At 51.4% G+C, this 22,900-nt stretch carries 17 protein-coding genes and 1 pseudogene; 14 read left to right on the forward strand and 4 right to left on the reverse strand.

Annotated features, from left to right (window positions below; all coding sequences use genetic code 11):
- Positions 1-190 precede the first annotated feature (190 nt).
- From CBE73_RS17230 to CBE73_RS17250, 5 genes are all read left to right on the forward strand, one after another.
- Positions 191-2,086, forward strand: coding sequence for a cache domain-containing sensor histidine kinase (locus tag CBE73_RS17230; RefSeq protein WP_373286401.1), 1,896 nt, complete (start codon positions 191-193; stop codon positions 2,084-2,086).
- Entirely contained in the window at positions 2,079-3,428 is a 1,350-nt protein-coding gene (locus tag CBE73_RS17235; RefSeq protein ID WP_094095277.1) for a response regulator, read from the forward strand. Before CBE73_RS17230 ends, CBE73_RS17235 begins: the two co-directional genes overlap by 8 nt.
- A 113-nt stretch (positions 3,429-3,541) precedes the next feature.
- A complete protein-coding gene (locus CBE73_RS17240) occupies positions 3,542-4,468 on the forward strand; it encodes a carbohydrate ABC transporter permease (RefSeq protein ID WP_094095278.1) in 927 nt (308 codons plus the stop codon).
- A 1-nt stretch (position 4,469) separates the two neighbouring features.
- Positions 4,470-5,348 carry a carbohydrate ABC transporter permease gene (locus CBE73_RS17245; RefSeq protein ID WP_094095279.1) on the forward strand — a complete coding sequence of 293 codons (879 nt, stop codon included), beginning with the start codon at positions 4,470-4,472 and terminating at the stop codon, positions 5,346-5,348.
- 195 nt (positions 5,349-5,543) lie between these two features.
- Positions 5,544-7,004 (forward strand): ABC transporter substrate-binding protein, encoded by a 1,461-nt coding sequence (locus tag CBE73_RS17250; RefSeq protein ID WP_094095280.1) that lies wholly within the window; start codon positions 5,544-5,546, stop codon positions 7,002-7,004.
- A gap of 125 nt (positions 7,005-7,129) precedes the next feature.
- Here CBE73_RS17250 and CBE73_RS17255 read toward each other — a convergent pair whose 3' ends face one another.
- Positions 7,130-7,840, reverse strand: coding sequence for an SDR family NAD(P)-dependent oxidoreductase (locus CBE73_RS17255; protein ID WP_094095281.1), 711 nt, complete (start codon positions 7,838-7,840; stop codon positions 7,130-7,132).
- Positions 7,841-7,945: 105 nt separating this feature from the next.
- Here CBE73_RS17255 and CBE73_RS17260 point away from each other — a divergent pair, with 105 nt between their 5' ends.
- Complete coding sequence (locus CBE73_RS17260) at positions 7,946-8,305, forward strand: MerR family transcriptional regulator (RefSeq protein ID WP_094095282.1); 360 nt, start codon at positions 7,946-7,948, stop codon at positions 8,303-8,305.
- Positions 8,306-8,446: 141 nt separating this feature from the next.
- Here the strand turns inward: CBE73_RS17260 and CBE73_RS17265 are convergent, their stop codons facing one another.
- Positions 8,447-9,775 (reverse strand): glutamate-1-semialdehyde 2,1-aminomutase, encoded by a 1,329-nt coding sequence (locus tag CBE73_RS17265; protein WP_094095283.1) that lies wholly within the window; start codon positions 9,773-9,775, stop codon positions 8,447-8,449.
- A gap of 116 nt (positions 9,776-9,891) precedes the next feature.
- A complete protein-coding gene (locus tag CBE73_RS17270; protein ID WP_094096383.1) occupies positions 9,892-10,974 on the reverse strand; it encodes an LCP family protein in 1,083 nt (360 codons plus the stop codon).
- A gap of 140 nt (positions 10,975-11,114) precedes the next feature.
- Between CBE73_RS17270 and bcp the strand changes: the two genes are divergently transcribed.
- Complete coding sequence (gene bcp, locus CBE73_RS17275) at positions 11,115-11,618, forward strand: thioredoxin-dependent thiol peroxidase (RefSeq protein WP_094095284.1); 504 nt, start codon at positions 11,115-11,117, stop codon at positions 11,616-11,618.
- 811 nt (positions 11,619-12,429) lie between these two features.
- Here bcp and CBE73_RS17285 read toward each other — a convergent pair.
- Positions 12,430-13,014, reverse strand: a pseudogene (locus CBE73_RS17285) (DedA family protein); the annotation flags it as partial.
- A 112-nt stretch (positions 13,015-13,126) separates the two neighbouring features.
- Between CBE73_RS17285 and CBE73_RS17290 the strand changes: the two are divergent.
- The 7 genes from CBE73_RS17290 (at position 13,127) to CBE73_RS17315 (ending at position 22,886) form a co-directional block, all read left to right on the forward strand.
- The gene (locus CBE73_RS17290; RefSeq protein ID WP_094095286.1) at positions 13,127-14,506 is read left to right on the forward strand and encodes a polysaccharide deacetylase family protein; all 1,380 of its coding nucleotides are present in this window, start codon (positions 13,127-13,129) and stop codon (positions 14,504-14,506) included.
- Between the two features lie 103 nt (positions 14,507-14,609).
- Positions 14,610-15,593, forward strand: a complete 984-nt coding sequence (locus tag CBE73_RS17295; RefSeq protein ID WP_373286400.1) for an AAA family ATPase — start codon at positions 14,610-14,612, stop codon at positions 15,591-15,593.
- Complete coding sequence (locus CBE73_RS17300) at positions 15,590-16,813, forward strand: DUF58 domain-containing protein (RefSeq protein WP_094095287.1); 1,224 nt, start codon at positions 15,590-15,592, stop codon at positions 16,811-16,813. Before CBE73_RS17295 ends, CBE73_RS17300 begins: the two co-directional genes overlap by 4 nt.
- The gene (locus CBE73_RS17305; RefSeq protein ID WP_094095288.1) at positions 16,794-19,610 is read left to right on the forward strand and encodes a transglutaminase TgpA family protein; all 2,817 of its coding nucleotides are present in this window, start codon (positions 16,794-16,796) and stop codon (positions 19,608-19,610) included. Before CBE73_RS17300 ends, CBE73_RS17305 begins: the two co-directional genes overlap by 20 nt.
- 84 nt (positions 19,611-19,694) lie before the next feature.
- On the forward strand, positions 19,695-21,233 hold the full coding sequence (guaA, locus tag CBE73_RS17310; RefSeq protein ID WP_094095289.1) for a glutamine-hydrolyzing GMP synthase: 1,539 nt from the start codon (positions 19,695-19,697) through the stop codon (positions 21,231-21,233).
- 161 nt (positions 21,234-21,394) lie between these two features.
- Positions 21,395-21,541, forward strand: coding sequence for a hypothetical protein (locus tag CBE73_RS21990; RefSeq protein WP_157739608.1), 147 nt, complete (start codon positions 21,395-21,397; stop codon positions 21,539-21,541).
- 610 nt (positions 21,542-22,151) lie between these two features.
- Complete coding sequence (locus CBE73_RS17315; protein WP_094095290.1) at positions 22,152-22,886, forward strand: hypothetical protein; 735 nt, start codon at positions 22,152-22,154, stop codon at positions 22,884-22,886.
- Positions 22,887-22,900: the final 14 nt, after the last annotated feature.

Consider the following 22,900-nt stretch of genomic DNA (forward strand, 5'->3'; position numbering starts at 1 on the left):
TAGGGAATTGTCCCGCAGGAAAACCGCAAGCAATCCTTCGCTCCGTGCAGGAGGGGACACCCGCTTGCGGCTTTTCCTTTTCCGGTGGAGAAATCGGCAGGGGGAAGGATAACTTCCTCTGCAGGGAGAATATGATGCTAGAGGATTACTGAATGCGTTTACATCCCCCTGCCCGAAAGGAGGCCATCCCGTGCATTTACCTATAAATCCCGGCCGGAGTCCCCGGAATCAACTGGAGGATCGGCTTCGGAATTCCGGGGATCCGCCCAAGAAGAAACACCGGAATCCACTGGGGAGCCTGACGGTTAAGCAGCAACTGTTTCTTCTGTTTCTGGTGCTGGGCGTGCCCCTGTTCGTACTGTTCAGCTACGGGAGCTGGAAGACGGAAAACGTGCTCAAAAGGCATGTGACCAACGCCTACATCGAACTGAACAAACAGAACTTTATCCTCATCAACAGGGACACGGAATCGATCAACAAAATTACGTCGACCGTGATCCAAAACCCGCTGCTGCAGCAGATTGACATGAACGGGAAGGACAGCATTCTCTCCAGGCTGAGCACCTACATCAAGCTGGAAAACACGCTGGCCGGTTACTCCCAGGCCGCCAACGGGCGGGAGCCCAATTATTATTCGCTCTATATTTATGACCCGAACAATTATTATTCGTTTGCACCCAATTACCCGGAGGTCCGCAAGGCCGGGGTTTATTTCTTCACAGAAGACGAGAAGCCGGACTGGTACGATGAAGCCGTGGCGAAGAAAGGCAACGGTTATCTGCGCATTCTCGACCAGCTTTCCCCCTACAGTCCGAAAGAGCAGACGCTGGGTTACGTCCGGGCGATCAATAATATTTCACAGGGAGGAACCATCGGCGTGCTTGTCGTCACCCGCATGAACGATAAGTTCAACGAAGCTTTCCGCAACGTATCGCTGCTCGAGGGCAATATCTATTTGACGGACTGGGACAATCGGGTGCTGGCCAGTACGACCGACGAGACGAACACCATGCTGGATCTGCCGCAGGAGGTCTCTCCGCCGAGCAAAGGGGAAGGCGTTGTCGATGTCATAACGTCCGATTTCATTTATGTCATGAATTATAATCATTATTTGGGCCAGAAGCTGGTTTATCAAATTCCGACCAAGTCCCTGCTGCAGCAGCAAAAAGAAATCAAACACGTCATGCAGCTGATTTCGCTGGTGTACGCATTTGCCGTGTTTGTGCTGATCACTTATTTCTGGCGGGCGCTGATGACACCGCTGCAGAAGCTGGCTTTTTTCGTGCGGAGGTATGAGCCTGGCGGTCCCGTTCCCAAACTGCCGGACAACAGCAAAGACAATGAGGTGGGCATCCTGATCCGCTCTACGTATGAGATGGCCAGCCGCCTGAACGGCATGGTCCGCAATCAGTACGAAATGGAGATCCGGCAGAGGGAAGCTCAGCTGCAGATTCTATACCAGCAGATCAATCCGCATTTGCTGTACAACACGCTGGAGAGTATTTATTGGAAAAGCGAACTGGAAGGCAGCCATGAATCGGCTGAAATGATCAAAGAGCTCTCCAAGCTGATGAAGATCAGCTTGAGCCGGGGACGCGAGCTGATCACGCTGGAAGAGGAGCTTGAGCACGCGCGCGCTTATGTCAAGCTGCAGGAGCATCGTTATGAATATGGGTGCAGGGTGAGCTGGCAGCTTGATAACCAGCCTGACGTACGCGGCACGCTGATTCCGAAGGTTACGCTGCAGCCGCTGATCGAGAATGCGATGATTCATGGTGTGAAGCATATGGGTGAAGACGGCGAAATCGTGGTTTCGACATATGAGCGGGAGGATCGGGTTGTGATTCGCATCGAAGATAACGGCTATAAGAAAGTTGATTTCGAAGCGCTGGAGAAGCTGCTTTATGACGAGAACCCGGACCATTCGTTAGGCTATGGCATTCGCAATGTACAGCAGCGCATTCGTCTGCATTTCGGCGAACCGTTCGGGCTGTCCTACCGGCCGCGGGAAGGTGGGGGAACGGTCGTGGAAATGCTGCTGCCGAAGCATTCGAGCCAAGCAGAAGGAGAGGATCAAGATGTATAACCTGTTAATTGTGGATGATGAACCCTTAATTTGCCGGGGGCTGCAGAACCTGCTGGCTACCTCGGGGCTCGACATTGAACAGATTTTCACCGCCAGCAGCGGACACGAGGCTCTGGATTATATCCGCATGGAAGAAGTCGACCTGTTGATTACCGACATTCAGATGGGCTCGATGAGCGGCATCGAACTGATGCAGCAGGCCAAACTGGTAAAACCGCAGCTTCAGGCCATTATTATTTCAGCGCATGAAACTTTTCAGTACGCCCAGATGGCCATCCGGCTCGGCGCCAAAGATTATTTAATCAAACCGCTGAACAGCGAACAGTTTCTCGATACCGTCCGCAGCACCCTGCTGAAGCTGGAGAAAATGCAGCCGAAGCTGGAGCAGTTCGTTATGAATTTGGATGAGCACTTCAGCATGCATGATCCGCAGCCGGAGCAGGCCAAACTGCTCAACCGGCTGCTGGACAATCCGGCGGCCGTGCTGCAAGAGACAGAATCCGGCGTTAAGGATCATCAAGCCCAATGGACCGGATTGGAGCAGCTTAAGCTGGAGGGGCCTTATTTTGCCGTCATTAAAGTCAAATTAAGCCGGGAGGCCAATCCGCAAAAGACGCTTACCGACCGGGATTTGCAGCTGTTCCGGTATGCCGCGCTGAATATCGTTCAGGAGCTGCTGGGGCAGGAATGGAACTTCGAAGCTTGTTATTCGCAGGATGACCAAATCAGCATCATCCTGCAGTGGCAGGAAGGCGATGACGAGGATTCGGCCGTTCACAAGCTGAATCAGCTGGAGATGATCGGACGCAGCCTGCACCACAACCTGCATACATTTCTTCATATCCATGCCGTGATCGGCATCAGCCAGATCCTCAAAGGCCTTCTTTTTCTGGATGTGCTGAATAAGCAGGCTAGCAGAGCGACCTTATGGAACCGTGAACACCGGGATCATTATGTGTTTTATTACGGCGATTTCAACTGGGGCGGCTACAATCAGGAGCCTTCCGACGAAGAGATGAATTCGCAGAGCAACCAGATCGTAGAGAAGACGAAGGCCTATATTGAACAGAATTACGCCCAGAAAGGGCTGACGATTCATGAAGTGGCGAAGAAAAACCATGTCAGTCCCAACTATCTGAGTTATCTCTTTAAGAAAAATACCGGCTACAACCTGTGGGAATACGTGATCAAGCTGCGGATGGAAGAAAGCAGGCAGCTGATCCTGCATACCGATATGCGGCGGTACGAGATTGCCGAGAAGGTCGGGTACGAGTCGCCCGAGCATTTTAGCAAAATTTTCAAAAAATATTACGGCATCAGCCCAAGCGAAATGAAGAAGTAAGATAGGCTACCATTACCATAGAACTGCACATGTGCGGCCCCTCCAGGATTTCCTACAATAATTAGAGAGACCGGAATCCCGGTTAGAATCATCAGAGGAATGAGGGAGACAAGATGGGCCAATCCGCAATTGCCGCAGAACAGGAGATTAAACCTGAATCCGCTGTTCACCGGAGAAGAAACGGCCGCTGGAAGAAGCATCTTTGGGGTTATTTATTTTTAGTTCCGGCCTTGATTATTTTTGTGCTGTTTCTGTGGGTCCCGATTATTAAGGGGTTCGTGTACAGTTTTTATCATGTCGATTTCGTCAAGGGCAACGAGTTTGTCGGCTTTGACAACTACGCCAAAGTGTTCCATGACGGCGATGTGCTGATTTCCATTAAGAATACGTTTTATTACATGCTGCTTTGCCTTGCAATTGGCTTTTGGGTTCCCATTGCCGTATCGATCGCCATTTCGGAGCTTAGAAAGTTCCAGGGATTTGTACGGATTGCGGCCTATCTGCCCTATGTGGTACCGGGAGTGGTCCTCTACGGCTTATGGAGATGGCTGTATGATCCGATTGGACCGATCAATGGAGTGTTGACAACGCTTGGCTTTGATCCCGTATCGTTTATCTCCGACAGCAGGTGGTCCATGGTCTCGCTGGTGGTGATGGAGACCTGGCAGCAGTTCGGATCGGCGATGTTGATCTACCTGGCCGGCGTGCTCGCCATCCCGAAGGACTGGTATGAAGCGGCCGAAATCGATGGCGCAGGCGTATGGGCCCGTATCCGTCATATTACGCTCCCATCGATGAAGGGGCTTATCGTGCTGATGCTGATTCTACAGCTGATTGGCACCTCCCAGGCTTATCAGGCCCAACTGGCCATGCTGGACGGGGGTCCGAACAAAGCGACCTTGACTTATGCGCTTCTGATCGTCAAGTATGCCTTCACCAGTTTGGATTACGGAACTGCAACCGCACTGGGTGTGCTGATGTTTATCGTACTTGGCGTGCTTGGCATTCTGCAGTTCAGACTGAGCAAGGAGGACTACTGAGATGGCTAAGCATACACACGAACGCGGCATACTGTCGAATCACGATTTGAAGAAACCGCTGAACCGGATCGTTTATGGAATTATGATTCTATTCATAGTCATTATGGTCGTAACGATGCTGTACCCGATCCTGATGACGATGTTTAACGGGCTTAAATCCAATCAGGAGGTCAACTCGTTTCCGCCGCACTTTTTCCCGGAGCAGTGGAATTGGGACAATTTCAAGCAGGGCTGGAATTACATCGACCTGGTCGGCTTCTTGAAAAATACGGTGTTCATCTTCCTGGGCAACATGGTGATGACCATTGTCATTCTTGGTTTGGCCGCCTTCAGCATCTCGCGGCTGAATGTGCCGTTTAAGAAAGCCTTTTATTTCTTCTTTCTGATGACGTTGTTTATTCCGGCTTCCAGCTACATGATCCCGAACTTCGTTAACCTGAAGGAGCTGGGGCTGCTCAACAGCTATCTGGCCTTCTGGCTGCCTGCCGGGGCCAATACGTTTTTCTTCCTGCTGTTGAAGAATTTCTTCGACGGCATCCATATTGAAATCTTTGAAGCGGGCCGGATCGACGGGGCTTCCGAGGTGGCGAGCTTCTTCCGGATTGCCGTGCCGCTGTCGCTGCCGATTATTTTTACACTGGCGATCTTTACGTTCTCAACGGCCTGGAATGACTGGTTCTGGCCATCTCTGGTCATGCAGACCGAAGACAAATATACGCTGGCGACTGCGATCTACAAGTACGTGATTAACGTGCGGGCGCTGAACACCAACATCAAGTTTGCGATTTTATTTATGGTCATGGTGCCGCCGATTTTCGTATTCCTGGCCTTCCAGAAGTTTATTATGCGTGGCGTCAACATGTCTGCCGTCAAAGGCTGAAACCGGGCTGCCCTTGAGGGGGCTGCAGGTTTCGGCTTTGTCCGAACACCCGGCTGTAGGCGCCGATCTTCGGCATACGCCATAATCAAAGCGTAAACCTGCACACACGATGAATAAGATTGCACATCGTCATAGAGGGCGGCTTTTTCTAAGATAAGGATGTAAGTTACTCATACGCGAAAAGGGGAAATGATCATGCGCAAGTTTACGGCGGTGCTTCTGTGCCTGCTAATGACCGGCAGTATCCTGGCTGCGTGCGGCGGGGGCAATAACAGCAAAAATAACGCCTCCGGCAATGCGGGCAGCAGCAACAATCCTGCAAGCGCTTCAACGAACAGCGGGGGCGACGCTTCGGCTTCCACCGACGATATCGCGAGCCGGAAAGTGACGATCAAAATCCATTATCCTACGCCTGACCTGACGGAAATGAGGGCTCAGGAGGACGATAAAATCAAGCGGTTCCAGGAAGTTTATCCGAATGTGGAGATCGTCAAAGACGACTGGCAGTATTCGGTGAACGAAATCGGCATCAAGATGGCTTCCAACGAAGCGCCAACCTTCTACAACACCTTTGCGACCGAAGCGAAATTCCTGATCGAAAAAGGCTGGGTGGCCGATATCACCGATCTCTACAATAATTGGGAATTCAAAGACCAGATGAATCCGGTTTTACAAGACCAGTTTATTGTGGACGGCAAGGTATACGGCATAGCGCAAAACGGCTACATCACTTCGACGGTTGTGAACAAAAAGCTGCTTGACGCCAAAGGCGTAGCCGTTCCGCCGCTCGACTGGACCTGGGATGATATGTATAATGCGGCCAAAGGGGTAGCGGAGCCTAAGAAAGGCATCGCCGGCATTGCTCCGATGGGCAAAGGCAACGAAGCGGGCTGGAACTGGACTAACTTCCTGTACGAAGCCGGCGGAGACATCGAGAAGGTAGAAGGCGGCAAAGTAACGCAAACCTTTAACTCCGATGCAGCAGTCAAGGCTCTTGATTTCTACAAAAAGCTGAAATGGGAAGCTAATGCCATTCCGCAGGACTGGGCGCTTGGCTGGGGCGATGCCATTGCCGCCTTTAAGGAAGGCCGTGCAGCGATGGTGATCGCAGGTGCAGCCGATATTATCGAACCGGCGCTGAATCAAGGGGGCATGAAACCTGAAGACGTGCTGACTTACCCAATGCCTGCAGCTGAAGCTGGCGGCAAACATACCGGCATCCTTGGCGGCAATTATTTGGTAATCAACCCAAACGCTACGAAAGACGAGCAGGAAATGGCGTTCCGCTATATTACCTTTGATTACTTCTCCGACAAGGGGCTTGAAGCTACCGAAGCGATTATTAAAGACCGTCAAAAGGACGGCAAATATTATGTGCCTCAGCTGATCGACTATTATAAAGAAGATTCCGAATTCGGCCAAAAAGCCAAAGCGATCTACGACAATTACGATAATGTGTACAAATATGATCCAAACATCCTGGCTCTGCTGGACGGCAAACCTGAAGCCCAATACGGCACGCAGGATTATTACGGAACGATGTCCAATGTGATCCAGGAGGCTTTCTCGAAGAAAGGTACGGACAGCAAGAAACAAATTGAAGAAGCGGCGAACACGGTGCAGACGAAATTCTTTGATGCAGTGAAAGCTGAATAGGGCTTAACTTGAGGAAGGTAAAAAGAAAGAGCACTCCATCTGATGGGGTGCTCTTCGTCTGTTAAAATAGGGCCAAAGCAAATCATGTATTTTCTGCTCCCCCGCTTTCCGGGGATGGGTGGGAATTACCAAGCATAAACGCCATTTGCGTCCAGGAATTCGCCGTTATGACGTTTACCGTCCGTGGCATAACCTACGATAATGGCAGCACCGGCTTCTTTGGATTTGCCGCCCGGAGCATTGCCGTTCAGATCGGTAGATGTGAATCCTGGCGTTACTGCAAATACTTGAGCTTTGCTGCCTCTAACCTCATAGGCCATCGCCAGCGTCATGGCATTGTTGGCTGTCTTCGAGGAATTATAGTCGAACGCGTTTAACGTGGATTCCGCATTCTGCATGTGATCCAGAGAAGCCATATCGGTCGACACGTTTACGACGGTTCCTTCGTTCTGTTTGATCAAAGGGAACAAACGCTGGTTCAGCCGGAAAGTGCCGAAGAAGTTCACTTCAAAGGCGTTCCGCAAATCTTCTTCCCGGGTGTCGGTAAAAGAGCTGGAGAACGCGCCCGGCATGCCGGCGTTGTTAATCAGCAGCTTTAAGTCGGAATACTTTTCCTTAATCGTACGGGCAGCCTGCTCAATGCTTGTCAAGTCATTCATATCAATTTGCACAAATTCTACATCCATCCCTTTGGAGGTCAACTCGGCTGCTGCAGCATTTCCGCGTTCGGCGTCACGGGCGCCAAGCAGAACCTTCCATCCGGCTTCACCCAGCTGTTGTACGATCTCAAAGCCAATTCCTTTATTTGCGCCAGTTACAAAAGCAGTTTGTTTCATGACAAATCCCTCTTTCTGTTATTTGTTATTTTCTTAACGATTTATAAGTTACTATGCTACACTTAGTGTAGGTCAACTATTAATTTTTTATAAGAGAGGGATAATATGCTGACGATCGGAGAAGTAGCGAAAGAGGTCGGTTTAAATGTAGGCGCGATCCGTTTCTATGAAAGAAAAGGCCTGCTGGAACCGGCTGCCCGCAGCGAGCAGAACAACCGTTTATATACGGAGCATGAGCTGAACTGGCTGGTGTTTATCAAATGCCTTCGCGAAACCGGAATGAGCGTGGAGGATATTAAAAAATATTACGACAAGGTGGAAGAAGGAACCTCAACCCTGCCGGAACGAATTAAATTGATTCAGGATCAGAAGCAAAAGCTGCTGAACGATATAGAAATGAAGAAAGCTCAGCTGGTTCATTTGGAACGGAAGCTGGAACGTTACTACCGTGGCGAGAACTACTAGAAACTTAAGTTTATATCCAAATAAAACGGTATCTTCTTTCCCTTTATAGGGAGAAGATACCGTTTGTTATAATCCTGAAGTGTTTATGTTTACGCAAGCTCGCTGAGTGTTATTTATTTATTTATTTATTTATTTATTTATTTATTTACCGGAGCCCATCCGTTTGAAGGCTTCATGCGCCGCAGTCAGCGTAAGATCAATGTCCTCATCCGTATGTGCCGTGGTCAGGAACCAGGCTTCATATTTGGAAGGGGCAAGATTAATGCCCTGGTCCAGCATGTTGCGGAAGAAAGCGGCAAATGCTTCGCCGTCCGTATCCTGGGCTTCATCGTAGTTGGTCACCGGATGGTTGCAGAAGTGGGCCGAGAAGGAACCGCGGATCTGATTGATCGTCAGCGGAACACCATATTGTGCCGCCGAAGAAGCAAGTCCCTCTGTCAGGCGGGTGGCAAGGCGGTTCATTTCGTCGTACACGCCTTCGCCCTGCAGCACTTCCAGGCAGGCGATGCCGGCAGAGATGGAAGCCGGGTTGCCGGCCATCGTTCCGGCCTGGTAAGCAGGGCCAAGCGGCGCAACTTGTTCCATGACTTCTTTGCTGCCGCCATAAGCTCCGATTGGCAGGCCGCCGCCGATGATTTTGCCAAGTGCGGTCAAATCCGGTTTGATCGCTTCGTGGTTGCTGAGCCCGGCGAATGTTTGGGCGGAACCATAGTGGAAGCGGAACGCCGTAATAACTTCGTCGTAAATGACCAGCGCGCCGTATTCATGAGCCAAACGGCAAAGATCCTCAAGGAAACCTGGCTTAGGCATGACCATGCCGAAGTTACCGACGATCGGCTCGACCATAACGGCGGCAACGTCGCTGCCCCACTTGTCCAGAGCAGTCTTCAGCGCGTCAGCATCGTTAAACGGCACTGTGATAACTTCGTGCGCGATGCTGGTCGGAATGCCCGCGCTGTCCGGGATACCCAGCGTAGAAGGGCCGGAACCGGCGGCAACAAGCACCAGGTCGGAATGGCCGTGGTAACACCCGGCGAATTTAATGATTTTATTGCGTTTCGTGTAGGCGCGGGCCACACGGATCGTCGTCATGACGGCCTCCGTACCAGAGTTTACAAAACGGACCTTGTCCATAGAAGGGATGGCTTCCTTCAGCATTTTGGCCAGCTGGATCTCCAGGGTGGTTGGTGTGCCGTACAGCGTGCCGTTAGCAGCTGCTTTAGCAATGGCTTCGGTAATATGCGGATGGGCATGTCCGGTGATGATGGGACCGTAAGCGGCCAAATAATCAATGTAGCGGTTGTCGTCCACATCCCAGAAATGGGCTCCGCTGGCCTTCTTCATAAATACAGGCGCACCTCCGCCAACGGCTTTGAAAGAACGGGACGGGCTGTTGACGCCGCCTACGATATGTTGGAGCGCTTCCTGGTAAAGGCGCTCGGAATTAGGACGATGAGCATGAGTGTTCACGGTAAAACTTCCTCTCTTGGTTTCTATGTAACGCAATAACGCGATAACAGCGGGGGACTCAAGCTCCCGCCGCTGTTATCTAGTATATCGCAATTTTTAGTTTCGTCTGTGCCGTTTTACGGAGATGGCGTAGGACTGGCTTCTGCGTTCTCCGATCCTGAGTTTCCGGAGGCAGCATTGTTGGCTGAAGAATCTTCCACCGAACCGCTTGCGTCCGGACTGTCTGGACTGGAAGAGGGCTCCGCCGTTTTGTTAAGCGAATCCTGAACGTATTGCTTGAGGGCGTCTTCATCTTTGATGCCAATGACCGAAGCGCCGCCAACGTTTTCTTCCTTCAGCAGTTCCATAGGCGGGATCTGCTCGCTGGCATTCATTTCGGTTTTGTACCCTACTGTGGCAAGCTTCCACATATCCGTCACGGAAAGATTAGTATCGACATAAGGGTTGACCTTGTTCAAAATGGTCGGCAGATTCATGATAGACGTTGTGCTTTTCAGCTTATCGGCAACGGCCGCCAGGAAATTGCGCTGCCGCTCCGTGCGGGCAAAGTCGGACAGGGCATCATGACGGAAGCGCACATACTCGAGCGCGGTTTTTCCGTCGAGATGCTGCATGCCTTTTTTCAAATCAATGTCGTATTGGTGATCATCCGCCGCACTGGTGTAGTGCATATCTTTCTCAACATCGAAATCAATGCCTCCCACAGCGTCTACCAGCGCGATAAACCCTTGGAAGTCAGTATAGACATAATATTGAATCGGAATTCCGAGCAGATCGGATACGGTTTTCATGGCAACATCAGGACCGTGGGTAATCGCAGTATTGATCCGCTCCTGACCATGATCGGGAATATCGACATAAGTATCACGCATAATCGAAAATAGAGAGCCTTGTTTGCTAACCGGATCAATAGAGGCGACCAGCATGGAGTCTGATCTTGGCACTTCACCTTTTTGCAAGCCGCGGGCGTCAACACCCATCAGCAAAATGTTAACACGTTCGGTCCCCTCCCATTTCGGAGGTTCCTCCGCTTTGGTGTGGCTCGGCTGCACTTGGTAAAAAGGAGAATTTTCGCCTTCTTTGCTAAAATCGTCGATCTGCTTGTAAATGGCGAAAAAATAATAGGCGGCAAAGGCCAGCACTACGACCAGTACGCCTATGACGGACCAAAGGGTGATCCGTTTCGTTCTTTTTGTCATCTTGTTCGTCCTTTCTGCAAAAAGATCGGAATTTCCGCTCCAATCATGGCGTTTCTTCATATCTTTACATTATAATTTCTTTTATACCGACAATCAATTTTCGGTTTTTGCAAAAAAGGGAAAGCTTTGGAGGGACAAGCATGGTTGAACAAAAAGATAATGAACTGCAGCCGGGACAACTGGTCCCGGATTTTACGCTTCCGTCCAGTACTGGCGCGGATATATCGCTCAGCGATTATAAGGGCCGTCCGGTCGTTCTTTATTTCTATCCGAAAGATCAGACACCAGCCTGTACGCAGGAAGCCTGTGATTTTCGGGACCGGGCGGAATATTATGAACGTCACGGCGCCGTTCTTCTCGGCATCAGCGGTGATGACCTGAAGAGCCACGGCCGCTTTGCGGCCAAACATGAGCTGCCGTTTCCGCTGCTGTCGGATGTGGATCATGAGGTATGCAGGCTGTTCGGCGTCTGGCAGCTCAAGAAAATGTACGGCAGGGAATATGAAGGCATCGTGCGCTCCACCTTCCTGATCGACGCTGAGGGCAAGCTGGCCCGGGCATGGCGGAAGGTCAAGGTGAAAAACCACGCCGAAGAGGTGCTGGAAGCGGTCAAGCAGCTTCCTGGTGCTGGAGCGGGTGAATAAGGCGCTACGGGTGAGCCTAGGGAAACGACCGGGATCGGCTCCAAGGAGCCTGGGCCCGGTCTGTTTTTTTGTTTGGCTGAGAGTTGCGCTAGGTGTACGATTTTTCATATAAAAGGTAAAGGTAACCTTCGTCCCTCAGGATTTTATTCGAAAATCGTACAAATGCGAGAAAAGTTCAGGTCGTTTGGAGAGTTTTGTACGAATAATCATACAAAAAAAGAACCACACAGTGGCCTTTTCGGGATGAGCATACGAAAAAACGTACAAAAGTTGTCGCACAAGCTGTTACAGAAGCCGGGTGCGGAAGGCGGTGCTAAAGTTAGGTATAAAAGCTGGGGGCAACCGGTACAAAAGCTGGGGGCAACCGGTACAAAAGCTGGGTGAAAAGCGTTCCAGCTTGTCTGTTTTGGTTTGCTTGGTCTTGCTTGGTTCGTCTCGTCTAAGTTCTGCTCAGCTCAGTCCAATCCTACCCTACCTATTTGGCGCCATTTCTCCTAAATATATTCAAGGCTCATCTCCATCATGCCAGTGTTCAAGAATTAGCGCTCCGCACCGGTTTGGCTTCCTGACTAGCCTGGTCAGCGGCCTTATTCGAATCCGGAGACGGAGCGGGTGAATCGCTTGAAGTACCTGAAGTACCTGAAGTACCTGAAGTACCTGAAGTACCTGAAGTACCTGAAGTACCTGAAGTACCTGAAGTACCTTTGTTCCCTTCAACGGTGGCATTCTCACTCTGTTCATTGCTAATCTGCACTTCAGGCTGAGCCGGGGATTGAGAGCTGCGCTCCATCTGGATTCGGCGCTGGGCTTTGCGGTAACGGTACAGTACGGTTAACACAATGAGCAGCACGATAACGATTGAAGCGATGATCGAGTAATGGGCGGCCAGTTCAAACATGTATTTCCATTGGGGACCGAAGATTTTTCCGATACCGATGAACAAGGCTGACCACACCAACGCGCCCGAGTACGCATACAGCGCAAACTTCCGGAACGGGAGAGCAACCGAACCGGCAAAATATCCGGTGAAATGTCGGACCCCAGGCACAAAATAACCGATGAAGATCAAGCCAGAGCCGTATTTGGCGAACCAGCTCCTCGTTTTTTCAAGTTTGTGGGGAGGGAGGAAGAACCACTTGCCAAACTTTCGGATAAACGGAAGACCAGCCTTGCGGCCAATCCAATAAGTGATAGTGATGCCCATGGAGGTGCCGAGAAAAGCAAACAAAATCAGCAGCCGCCAGTCGAGCAGGCCTTTATAGGCCAGAAACCCGGCGTAAGCCATGGTTGTTTCTCCGGGAAAAGGGAGAGCGATAAATTCCAGCAGCAGTCCGATCCAAAGGACGAAATACCCGTGATCCCTAAATAAAGCCTCTAATTCATGCACAATGCTCATGTTTTATTTCACTCTCCAGCTGTTCCTCCGAAGGCTAGTCTATTTTATCCGGTGCCTCCATATAATCTAGCAAAGTCCAAACTCTTGTATGGATATATGGAGGTAGAATGATATGTATAGAAAGTCCTGGATATTTGTAATTGCAGCCGCCCTATGGCTGACAGCCGCGGCATTTTCCTCTAACAACCTGTCAACGGCGCCTTCAGCACAAGCAGCCGGGCAAGCAGCAAATTCTGGACAGGCAGCAGCTTTCAACCAAACGATAACCCCTGGCAGGCCAATAACCCCGATAAATTCAGTAACGAGTCCAACCAAGCTAGCGGACCCAGCCAAACCGGCTGTTCCGTCCAAAACGGTATACCTCACCTTTGATGATGGACCCAGCAAACTTACCGCCAGCGTGCTGAGCATTTTAGACAGGTATCAGATAAAAGCAACCTTTTTTGTGCTGGGCCAGCAGGCGCAGCGTTCACCGGAATTGATCCGGCAAATCGCAGATGCCGGGCATACAATCGGCAATCATTCCTATGATCACGATTATGATAAGCTATATCACAATTTTAGCGATTTTTGGGGACAAATCAAACAAACGGAGGAGATCCTTCGCAGTATTACGGGTAAACGGCCTCAATTGATCCGGGCTCCGGGCGGAACATTTGGGCATTTTGATCAAACCTACTTTGATTTATTGGCTCAAGCGGGCTACAAGGTGTTCGACTGGGATGTGGACAGCGGGGATTCCGAACGGAAAGGCGTTCCAGCCGCTGAGATCCTCAAGAAGGCTACGGACACCGGTGGTCAGGATCAGATTGTGCTCTTAATGCATGATGGTTCCGGGCATGACAATACGGTAAAAGCTCTGCCTCAAATTATCGAATATTACAAGGATAAAGGGTATACTTTTTCGGCGCTTGGACCGGATACGAAGCCGGTACAGTTCCCGATCTCCAAACATCTGCCGCAGGGGCGGCCGGCACCAAGCAGCACCTGGATTGCGAATCACATTACGATGAATGCCGCTTTGTTCGATCGTAATCTGCTGCCGCTGGAGATCTCAGCCGGAGGCGTACAGACCGCTCTGGATCCGGGAGAATATGAAGTGGAGAATGGCAAGCTCTACGTGCCGCTGCGGGCACTGGTCGAAAGACTAGGAGGAACGGCGGACTGGGACTCGGCCAATAGGCAGGCAAAGGTAACATGGGGTTACGGGCAGCTGCTCCTGCTGCCGGGATCGGGAACCGTTGTACGCGGTGGATTCGGGATAGTTGGAGTGAATGGGCAAATCGAGCCGAACCCCCCGAACACTCCGAACGGGCAAAATGGTAGAGAAGGAGTAGAGGGGCTAGTAGCAGGGGGGCCTGAAGAAGGGGCCTCCATCCGGATGATCGACGACTCGATTTGGATTTCCTTGAGAAGCCTGCTGGATGGGCTGGGGCATCCGGTACTGAAGGTCGCTAAAACGGATAAGCAGTGGGAGGTTAAAGCCTCTTAACCGGATTTTGAGTGGACTCTATGAAATAAGGTCTATTTTTTGCTGAAATGGAGAGAATGGCTGATAGATTGTTTCTTTGGGATCAGGAAAGGAGTTATCAGCTATGGCCTCTTCAATGCTTCATGAACACGCTTATACTTTATTACAGCGTTTTGCAGAGAGTTTGGATCAGATTATTGTCGGGAAAAGAAAAGAGATCGAGCTCACGCTCCTCGCCATGCTGAGCGGCGGACATGTGCTGCTCGAGGACGTGCCGGGTGTCGGAAAAACAATGCTGGTCCGTGCCATCGCCAAAGGCATCGGCGGCTCTTTCGGCCGGATTCAGTTCACCTCTGATTTAATGCCTGCGGATATTACGGGGGTGTCGGTTTACCGGCCTAACAGCGGGGAATTTGAGTTCCGGCCGGGACCGGTTTTATCCAATGTTGTCCTAGCGGATGAAATCAACCGCGCCGCGCCGCGGACTCAATCGGCTTTGCTTGAAGCGATGGAGGAACGGAAGGTAACGGTCGACGGCGCAAGCCGCAGGCTACCGCAACCGTTCCTGCTGCTGGCGACCCAGAATCCGCTGCATTTCGAAGGGACTTACCGGCTGCCGGAAGCCCAGCTTGACCGGTTCCTGATGCGGATTTCACTGGGGTATCCGAGCGTGGAGCAGGAAATCCGTCTGCTGGGGCAGCAGAATGAGCAGCATCCGCTGGACCGGATGCGTCCGGTCCTACTGGCGGAGGAAGTTGCAGCCATGCAGCGTCAGGTACGAACGGTGACGGTGGATGACAGTGTCAAACGGTATATGGTAGCGATAGCGGATGCCTCAAGGCGGCATGCCGGGCTTTCGCTTGGCATCAGCCCGCGGGGAACGCTGGCCTGGATGACGTCGGCACAAGCCGGGGCTTATTTCAAAGGCCGGATGTATGTTATTCCTGACGATGTGAAGGCCGTTGCTTATGCTGTTCTGCCGCATCGTCTGCTTTTATCGGCAGAAGCGAGGATGTCGGGGAGAACGGCGGAAGAGATCGTCCGGGAGCTGGTGCTGGGCACCGCTGTGCCGGTAAGCAGCCGCGCCGCGGCAGGTGGAGTGTCATGAGAGCGGCCGGGGTATGGATAGCCGGCTGTTCGGTTTGGGGGCTGATGCTGGCTGCTGTGCTTTGGCACGGCGGACGCACGGCTCTTTTTATGCTGGCTGTGTTGACTTTTATTTTGCTGCAGGGTGCCGCCGCCCGGTGGGTGGGGCCAAGGCAGGTATCGATCCGCCGTGAATTTTCAGCGGTTATGCCGTTAGCAGGCGAACCTGTACGGATGCGGCTGTTTGTACAGATGCAGGGCGGGCTGCCGCCAATCTGGCTGAAGCTTCGCGACGAGTTTGGCGGGGAAACGGCGGAATACTGGATCTTTGCCGGTTTCCGCCGGAACCTGATGATCAAGGCTTTGCCCCGCAGTTTGTCACGCGGGATTTATGGACAGGAGAAGCTCAATGCCAGCCATGCCGATTTGTTCGGCTGGTTCAGCTATAAACGGCCCAGTATAGTCAGCGGGCTGCTTCCGGTATTGCCTGTTCCGGCTGCAGCTGCCGCAGGAGAGAACGGGGGAGCAGGACACAAGCAGGAACGCCGGGAAGACGCCGGGGAACGTTTCGTTCCTTCCGGCCGGCCTGGAGGGTTGATTCGCGGTTATTTGCCGGGAGATCCGCTGAAGGCCATCGACTGGAAAATATCCGCCCGCCGCGGTGAATGGGCAGTCCGTTCACCGGAGGAAGAGGAGGCGCTCGTGTCCATCGTGCTGCTGGTCACGGAGCGGAGTGCTTACGAGGATCAGCCGAGGAAGCAGGATTTGCAGCCCGGCGGCGGCCGCTTGACCGCCGGCGCCGGGCCGCTTGCGGCCGCGGAGACGTTTGAAGCCGCCGTGTCGGCGGCGGCGTTTCTGCTCGCGGAAGCGGCCGCTCAGGGCCATGCCGTCATGTTCCGGCATGGCGGCATGGACCGGCTGTGCAGGTGGAACCCGCACAGCCTCGGGGAAGAAGGCCCGGCCGGACTCGCCGGGCTCTCCCTTGGCGCCGGGGCATGGACCGGCGCGGAAATGCTGGCAGCTGCGGTGCGAAGCTGCCCGGGGGTGCCGGTGACAGTGATCACCGGCAAGGCCGATTCACGTCTGCTGGACGTGAATCGGCAGGTGACCGAATGGGGAGCCACCATTCGGTTTGTGCACTGCGGCCTGTTGGAGGCCGGCACCAGCGTTGCCGGTGCCCCGGCCCGCCAGGCCGTGCCGGCCGGAGAGGAGGCGAAGCCCGATGCGGATGTTCCAGCATGAGGCGTCCGAGGGAAGCAGGGGGAGCTGGGGGAACGTGGGGGACGCGGGTAAACGTGGAAACCGGGAGAATCGGGAGAACCGGCCCTCTTTTTCGCCCATTATCCCTCTCTCTTCCCGCTGGCTCGGCGGTTTCTGGTGTTCGCTGCTGCTCTGCGGCTTGTTTCTGCAATGGCTTGAGCCTTTGCGGATCCTTGGCGGGACAGACAGCCGGGTCTACTATGTGGTACTGGCCTTGTTAACGGCATTCCTTCTACTGATCGGCTGTCTGGGGCTTCCGCTCTGGATGACCTCGGTATTGTCCTTTGCAGCGCTTTGTCAAGCGATGGTCCATGTGAATGGGGAGGGCCTGGGGTGGAAATGGCTGATCGACTACGGCCCTATTCTGCTGAAGGATGCTTCCATTTGGGCGAGCACCGGCAGCATGGCGGACATCAGCCAGGCCTCACGGGTGCTGGTGCTGCTGACCGGCTGGATCTTATTGGTCTTATCCGTTCAACTACTGGCTATTAATCGCTACACAGCTCTATTGTTTCTCTGCATCACGGCCATTTATTTGTTTGCATTTGAACTGACAGCCGGGCTGAATATGTTCTGGCCAATCGTGTACGCTTTTGGGCTGGGTCTGCTTCTGCAGTTCACCTTGGTCTACTTCAGGCATGCGGCTGATCGGGATAAGGACAATATAACGGCTGAGACCGCTGGAAAAAGAATGGCTCTACAGTTCTCAGGTGAACAAGGAGAACAGGGAAAACAAAGAGAACAAGGAGAACAGGAAGAGCAAAGGGAGCAGAAAGAGATAAGAGGACTAAGAAAAGCAAGTAATGGATTCACACAAAATACAGGTCTCGGTAACGCTGATTTTGGTGAGACGGTCCTCGGTACTGCTAGTTTTGGTACTGCTAGTTTCGGTAATGCTGGTTTTAGTAATGCCGATTTTGGTGATACCAATCCCGGTAATGCTGTTCTTGGCGATATAGAGCCCCGTCATGCTGCTCTCCATCATGCTGATCTCGGTAAACCAGCAGAGGATTCTTTGCGAAGACAGGGACCCTCTACCGGTCGAGTTCTTATGGGAATGGGAGGATTTATTGTTGCCTTCGGGATTGGGGCATCCTTGGCAGCGGCTTTTGTTGTTCCCGTCAAACCAGCGCAGGCTGTAGATTGGGGACAGGCATTTGGCAGCATGGAGACATGGGCCGAATCCGAGAGCAGTGCAGGCAGCGGTTATTCCGTAACCGGATACGGCGGCAGCGATGAAGAGCTGGGGAGCCCGCTTAAGCTGCGGGAGGACGTTTATTTCACGGCCGAATCTCCGCAGCAGACCTATTGGCGTGGAGAATCCTTGAGTTATTACGACGGACGCGGCTGGACGGAGCCGGATCCTTCGCCTGCGGCTGAAGGCGTGAACTCTCCTCCGGCAGAGGAAGCCCCGGGCGATTCACCAGAGGACAGCACAGCAAGCAGCACTTCCGGGACCGCAATTCAAAAAATCACCTTTGCCGAACCTCAATACGGAACAGTCCCTTTGTTCGTCGGCGGGGAGCTTCTGGCGGTTCGTCAGGTGAACACGGAGGCCGGGACTCCTTCATCGCCGTATTCGGCAGCTTCTTCGGCCTACACGCTGCTTGAAGACAAGGAAGCCGGATCGGCTTATTTGAAGACTTCTTCGACAAGCGGCGCCATCCGCAGTTATGAAATAGCAGCGGCTCTGAAACCGGAGATGCCTGCAGAAATGTCTTCAACTGATCTCAGTGCCAATGGTAATGGTATCGTTCAGTCGGACCCATCCGAAATTCGTTACCAGTATCTTCAGCTGCCGGCAGCGCTCCCGGATTCCGTGCGGAATTTGGGTCAGTCGATTGTGTCCGGAACGACCAGCCGCTATGAAGCGGCCAAAGCGGTTGAAACTTATTTACAAAGCAACTACAAATATACGTTAAACACGTCGATCCCGGCAGCCGGCCGTGATTTCGTTGAGGACTTCCTGTTCCGGGAGCGGGCGGGATACTGTGACCATTTTTCAACGGCTATGGTGATTCTGCTGCGGAGTCAGGGAATCCCCGCCCGCTGGGTTAAAGGTTTTGCTCCCGGACAGTCAAACGGCTCCGGCGAATATACGGTCCGCTATGCGGATGCCCATTCCTGGGTAGAGGTTTATTTTCCAGGCCAAGGCTGGGTTCCATTTGAGCCAACACCCGGATTCACGGCAGCATCTGGAGATGCCGCGAGTGGTTTCGGAAGCGCAGCTCATGGACAGCAGCCTGCGGCTTTACATACTTTTGGAAAAGGGTGGAGCATGGACCTGCCCGACGTTACGGCTGTTTTTGCTGCAGGTCTGATCCAGGTTTGGACTTTGGCTGAGCAGGCGGGCGGAGTGTTTAACCGTTATCAAACGGTAATTGTTGCTGCTGTTCTCCTTCTGCTGCTGGCGTTCGCATTCATGGGAATGCGCAGAGGAATGATCGGCAGCGGAGGATTTGTTCGCAGAAATCCGCTTAAACAAGTCTCCTCCAAATCGAACACGCCGTCAGATGAACGACATTTCCCGGGAAAAGTCGAGCTGCTCCGCTCGGCCGACGCGGCCTGGGCAGGACTGCACAAACGGTACGGCAAGCTAGCAAATGGAGCGACCGCAAGGGAATATGCGGAAGCTTTGCAGCGAAGAATGGATGAGCCAGGAAAGGCCGAAATGGAGCGGTTTATGAGCGTTTGGGAGCCGCTTTATTATGGAGGGGATTTGCCGGATCGGCAAACAACCCGAAGATTTTTGGATACCTGCCGGAAATTGGATTCATGATAAGGGAAGGACCCCTTGAACTTTCTTGACGTTGTCTTTTGTCGTTGCGTATAATGGGTCTCAAGAATTGAGGGAGGCTCGGAAATGAATAAGCCAAATGAAATCATTGTCGTCCTGGATTTCGGGGGACAATATAATCAGTTAATTGCAAGACGTATCCGCGATCTTGGGGTATACAGCGAACTGCTGCCGTATAATACGCCAGTAGAACGTATTAAGGAAATTGCACCAAGAGGCATCGTGTTCTCCGGCGGACCATCCAGCGTGTACGGCGTGGATGCCCCGCATGTAGACCCGGCGATTTATGACATTGGAGTTCCAATTTTCGGCATTTGCTACGGGATGCAGCTTATGGCCCAGCAATTGAACGGTAAAGTAGAACGTGCGGCTAAACGGGAATACGGCAAAGCTGATGTCGATTTCGTTCCTGACTCGGCTTTGACCAAAAATCTGGATTCAAGACAAACGGTTTGGATGAGCCATGGCGACCATGTTGTGGCGCTGCCTGAAGGTTTCAAGGTTGCCGCTTCGACTGACCATGCTCCGATTGCTGCTTTTAGCAACGACGAGCGTAAAATGTACGGTGTACAGTTCCATCCGGAGGTCCGCCACTCCGTGTACGGCAATGAAATGATCCGCAATTTCCTTTATGAAGTCTGCGGCTGCGAAGGCAACTGGAGTATGGAAACCTGGATTGAAGATACCATTCAGGACATTCGCAATCAGGTCGGCGACAAGAAGGTCCTATGCGCATTGAGCGGCGGCGTGGATTCGTCCGTTGTAGCCATGCTGATTCATAAAGCGATTGGCGATCAACTGACTTGTATGTTCATCGACCATGGTTTGCTGCGCAAAGGCGAAGCCGAAAGCGTAATGGAGACTTTTGTCGGTAAGTTTGATATGAAGGTCGTTAAGATCGATGCCAGCGAACGTTTCCTGTCCAAGCTGAAAGGCGTGGATGATCCGGAGCAGAAACGTAAAATCATCGGCAACGAATTCATCTACGTGTTTGACGAAGAGTCCGCGAAGTTTGACGATTTTGCCTTCTTAGCTCAAGGTACCCTGTACACGGACATCGTGGAAAGTGGCACGGCTACGGCACAAACGATCAAATCCCACCACAACGTGGGCGGCCTGCCTGAAGATATGAAATTTGAGCTCGTAGAGCCTTTGAAGACACTCTTTAAAGACGAAGTCCGTAAAGTGGGCGAGGAATGCGGCCTGCCGAAGGAGATCGTCTGGAGACAGCCGTTCCCGGGTCCGGGCCTTGCGATCCGCGTGCTTGGCGAAGTAACGGAGGACAAGCTGCACATCGTGCGTGAGTCTGATTACATCCTGCGCGATGAAATCGCCAAAGCCGGTCTCGACCGTGAAATCTGGCAGTACTTCACGGCACTGCCGAACATGAAGAGCGTAGGCGTTATGGGTGACGCTCGTACGTATTCTTACACCGTAGGCATCCGTGCGGTAACGTCCATCGATGGCATGACCGCCGACTGGGCGCGTATCCCTTGGGACGTGCTGGAGAAAATCTCCGTACGTATCGTCAACGAGGTAGAGAACGTCAACCGCGTCGTGTATGACATTACCTCGAAGCCGCCGGCGACGATTGAGTGGGAATGAATTGGATTGAAATGATGTAGTAGGATGCCGGGAAGCCTTGATAAATAATGATTTCGGCGTTAGCTACATGATGACTTCCAATTGACGTGCAACTAACTATAGAGTCTTAAAAATTACTCTCTTTTATCTGCGTTGTTCAGCAAATAGAAGGGAGTATTTTTATGACCAAAATTAAGGAATTGCTTCAGGATATCAAGCTCAATCAAGAAATTTGGGGTCGTGTGAAGAAGTATGTTGATTTGTGCATGTTCCGCGTTTGGAAAGGGTTTATGGAGAAAGAAATAGGGATTGTAGAAGTGGGAATGTAAGTCATGTTAATGGAGAGAGTGTACAAACAGCGTGTCCATGGAAAAAATCATTTACAGCTTACCGGTGGTTCAAACAAACAGGAAAAAGCATCATGAATGCTACTAATTTTTCAAAAAATTTTATAGAGAGACAGGAATCTATTCGCAAAAAGTATGAACTCCAGCCGCACATCAACGGAAAGCAAATTTGATAAATTTCTGGAATCATACTTCAGGAGGAGAAGATGAAAACTCGTTCGACCTGTAAGCAAGGAGATCAACCAGGAATCATCTGCAAAGCCCATATTGGCTTCGATATTCCTTTTTCGAAATTCGCAAAGTTGAGGCAATTTTGACTGTTCTACCATCAGGAGTAACAATGGAAATAAGCAAAAGATTAAGTATTGTTGATTATTTCATGTTGCAACTGAAAGTTCTCTTTTTTATTGTTAAAAAGTTTGTAAGGTTTGGATTTGAAGCTGAATCAGTTCATACTTCATTGTGTCAAACAACCAAGTAGTTGTAAAGTATTAGGAAAAATAGAGGGGAAATCTGGAAATGTGTCGAATAACAAAAATAAATGACAGATAGTTTTGCAAGCATAGGGCGATTATAGGGTGGGTGATTAACGGTGGCGATGCGCAGTCCAAGCGAACCGGAGAAGCAATTAATTATTGATAAAATTCATGAAATGTGTCCTACAACTGAACAACTTGAAAGAGTGTGTCGTGTAGTTCTTAAGGAGCATCCTTACGATGTTTACCCGCAGCGTTCTACTACAATTCAGGCATTAAATGCGTTAGTAGAGCGGTCAGTGCAAAAAGGTGTCGCTTCTAGCCTAGTGACAGAGTTTGAGTTAACCATTCAGAGAACTATAAATGACAGCTCAGAGTTTAGACCAATAGATGCAGACTTGGCAAATCAATTTGGCAATATGTTTACTTCACTTTTACAAGCACTTGAACAGATGGATGACTCTGAGTTGGAACAATACACAGCAGATATTGACAGCGCGGATATGACTGAGTTTAAAGATAAGCTTGCTAATAAAGCAAAGTTTTCTAAGGATAAGCAAGAACATGCATTGAGGAGCCGGACAGAGATATCAGTCCTTCAACGATTAGCAAAAAAATTGGGCTATCGTAAATACAACAAGTTAAAAAAGAAGGTCATGTATCTATACTTCCGGATTTGTGACAGCTATCCAGCTAATCAATTTGCGGCAGATTATAGATTCGAACGGTTGCTCGAGCACTTATATGAACAACTTCCTGCGCAAATTCGGGAGTATTACGATGAATGTCTTGAACAAATAACTGGGGTTATTTTCGATACAACATACGATTGTTACATTTTTAATGAATGAAGGTGAGTCACTCT

It is taken from the genome of Paenibacillus physcomitrellae, assembly GCF_002240225.1.
Lineage (GTDB): Bacteria > Bacillota > Bacilli > Paenibacillales > Paenibacillaceae > Fontibacillus > Fontibacillus physcomitrellae.

What these genes read in the sequence shown, in the direction of transcription:
- CBE73_RS17235 (WP_094095277.1), top strand. Translation starts at nt 2,079, where the DNA reads ATGTATAACCTGTTAATTGTGGATGATGAACCCTTAATTTGCCGGGGG.
- CBE73_RS17240 (WP_094095278.1), top strand. Translation starts at nt 3,542, where the DNA reads ATGGGCCAATCCGCAATTGCCGCAGAACAGGAGATTAAACCTGAATCC.
- CBE73_RS17245 (WP_094095279.1), top strand. Translation starts at nt 4,470, where the DNA reads ATGGCTAAGCATACACACGAACGCGGCATACTGTCGAATCACGATTTG.
- CBE73_RS17250 (WP_094095280.1), top strand. Translation starts at nt 5,544, where the DNA reads ATGCGCAAGTTTACGGCGGTGCTTCTGTGCCTGCTAATGACCGGCAGT.
- CBE73_RS17255 (WP_094095281.1), bottom strand. Translation starts at nt 7,840, where the DNA reads ATGAAACAAACTGCTTTTGTAACTGGCGCAAATAAAGGAATTGGCTTT.
- CBE73_RS17260 (WP_094095282.1), top strand. Translation starts at nt 7,946, where the DNA reads ATGCTGACGATCGGAGAAGTAGCGAAAGAGGTCGGTTTAAATGTAGGC.
- CBE73_RS17270 (WP_094096383.1), bottom strand. Translation starts at nt 10,974, where the DNA reads ATGACAAAAAGAACGAAACGGATCACCCTTTGGTCCGTCATAGGCGTA.
- bcp (WP_094095284.1), top strand. Translation starts at nt 11,115, where the DNA reads ATGGTTGAACAAAAAGATAATGAACTGCAGCCGGGACAACTGGTCCCG.
- CBE73_RS17290 (WP_094095286.1), top strand. Translation starts at nt 13,127, where the DNA reads ATGTATAGAAAGTCCTGGATATTTGTAATTGCAGCCGCCCTATGGCTG.
- CBE73_RS17295 (WP_373286400.1), top strand. Translation starts at nt 14,610, where the DNA reads ATGGCCTCTTCAATGCTTCATGAACACGCTTATACTTTATTACAGCGT.
- CBE73_RS17300 (WP_094095287.1), top strand. Translation starts at nt 15,590, where the DNA reads ATGAGAGCGGCCGGGGTATGGATAGCCGGCTGTTCGGTTTGGGGGCTG.
- CBE73_RS17305 (WP_094095288.1), top strand. Translation starts at nt 16,794, where the DNA reads ATGCGGATGTTCCAGCATGAGGCGTCCGAGGGAAGCAGGGGGAGCTGG.
- guaA (WP_094095289.1), top strand. Translation starts at nt 19,695, where the DNA reads ATGAATAAGCCAAATGAAATCATTGTCGTCCTGGATTTCGGGGGACAA.
- CBE73_RS21990 (WP_157739608.1), top strand. Translation starts at nt 21,395, where the DNA reads ATGACCAAAATTAAGGAATTGCTTCAGGATATCAAGCTCAATCAAGAA.